2 protein-coding genes are annotated in these 1937 nt (G+C 51.0%); both read left to right on the top strand.

The genetic code is table 11. The annotated features are described in order from the left end of the window. The first annotated feature begins 134 nt into the window (after positions 1-134). Positions 135-1187, top strand: a complete 1053-nt coding sequence (locus K1V27_RS22415) for a Druantia anti-phage system protein DruA (RefSeq protein WP_258928225.1) — start codon at positions 135-137, stop codon at positions 1185-1187. A 53-nt stretch (positions 1188-1240) separates the two neighbouring features. Then, positions 1241-1921 (top strand): ISAs1 family transposase, encoded by a 681-nt coding sequence (locus K1V27_RS22410; RefSeq protein ID WP_353740514.1) that lies wholly within the window; start codon positions 1241-1243, stop codon positions 1919-1921. The last annotated feature ends 16 nt before the right edge of the window (positions 1922-1937 follow it).

The following is a 1937-nucleotide window of genomic DNA, read 5'->3' as shown; positions in this document are numbered from 1 at the left end:
TCCACGGGAGCACGGTGAATAGGTGCTCTATATATTTTCCAGTAAACTCCATGACTTACACTTATTTCTGGTCAACTGCCTCCCATTGGTGTATAGAAAGTACGCTACTTACTTCACTTTGGAGGTGATCCACGTTGAACCTATGGGAGGTCCATGTCAGGCCCGTTGAGCGATCAGAGGAAGGTCGCTATCAGGAAGTGATGGATGAGCATCATTATCTGGGACGCATGCCTAAGATCAGCGAAACGCTTTGGTACATTGGCCTATGGCGCAACCAGTGGGTGGCGCTTCTGAGCTTTTCCGCCGCCGCATGGAAGTGCGCGGCGCGGGACCAATGGATCGGTTGGAGCCCACGCCATCAGTATGATCGGTTGAAACTGGTAGCCAACAACAGTCGTTTTCTTATTCTTCCCGACTGGCACTTTCCGAATTTGGGCTCTCGCGTCTTATCATTGTGCCAGAAGAGAATCCCTCGCGATTGGCAAGATATCTTTGGCCATCCTTTGTTGTTGCTTGAAACCTTTGTGGACCCTCGACGCTTTCAGGGCACCGTCTATAGAGCAGCTAACTGGCACTGTGTCGGTCAGACCAGGGGCTTCCGCCGCACCGGCAATGGCTACAGTGCTAGAACCCACCCGCCCAAAATGATCTTCGTAAGACCACTGCGACCCAATGCACGAGAGTTGCTCTCGCGCCCACTTCTCGAATCGGCCTTTAATACAGGAGGAGCCAAAATCATGATTACTGCCGAGCATATGCAGTCTTTGCCGCAATTCTTCACCGATATACCAGATCCCCGTCGTGCACAAGGACGTCGCCACAGGCTTTCAACCGTACTCGCCATCGCGGCCGGTGCAATCTTGTGCGGAATGCGAGGCTATAAGGCTATCACCGACTGGGCAAACAGCCTTGGCCAAAAGGCGCGTGAACGTTTCAGGTGTCGTGTGGAAAACGGCCGATGTGTGGTTCCAAGCGAATACGTCTTCCGGAATGTCCTTATCCGTGTCGATCCACTGGACCTGGACCACGCCCTGCAAAATTGGAATAAAACCCACGGCGAAAAGGATGAAAGCCTGGCAATCGACGGCAAGGTCATGCGCAATGCTATCGATGAGCAGGGCTATCAGACCCACATCATGAGCGCCATTGGTCATCAGACCAAGAATTGCTACACCCAAAAAAAGTAGGTACCCTTCCCAAGGAAGGGGATGAGGAGGCCAAGCGAACAAACGAGATAAAAATGGCCGCCCCACTCCTTGATCCTATCAATATTCAAGACAAAGTCATCACGGCGGATGCCCTTCTAACGCAACGCGCCTTCGCCGATTATCTGGTTCTGGAGCGCAAAGCTCACTATCATTTCACCGTTAAGGATAACCAACCCACACTTCGTACAGACATCGAATTCTTCTTCCAAAACCCAAAAGAGCCGGATTATATCGACAACGACTCTTGTGATCATGGACGGATTGAAACCCGTAAAATCTGGACCACCACCGAGCTCAACGACTACCTCAACTTTCCTCATGTTGGGCAAGCGTTCGCAATCGAACGTCACTCAATAGACAAAAAATCAGGCAAAGAATCTTGTGAGACCGTCTATGGCATCACCAGCAAATCCCCGGAAGAAGCCGACGCACAAAACGTTCTCAACACTAATCGAGGCCACTGGAGCATCGAAAATTCCTGCCATTATATCATCGATTGGAACTATGACGAGGACCGCAGCAGGATATCCAAGGGCTACGGTCCCGAAAATATCACCCGGCTTAGGCGATTTGCCGTCGGGCTCATCAAGTCCAAGGGTGTATACAGCGTCGCACAGAAAATGCGTCAACTCAATCGCAATGTCCGCTCAGTTCTCGACTATCTGTGTATGACAACAAACTCATGTACCCCTGCTCACCGGCAATTAGAATGAGAACAAATTTACCGTG

The organism is Desulfoferrobacter suflitae (assembly GCF_022603395.1).
Classification (GTDB): Bacteria; Desulfobacterota; Syntrophobacteria; order Syntrophobacterales; family Syntrophobacteraceae; genus Desulfoferrobacter; species Desulfoferrobacter suflitae.
Note: the sequence above shows the minus strand (reverse complement) of the source record. Positions and strands in the feature narration are given on the sequence as shown.

Coding starts and splice junctions, on each gene's coding strand:
- K1V27_RS22410 (WP_353740514.1), top strand. CDS start 1,241: ATGGCCGCCCCACTCCTTGATCCTATCAATATTCAAGACAAAGTCATC.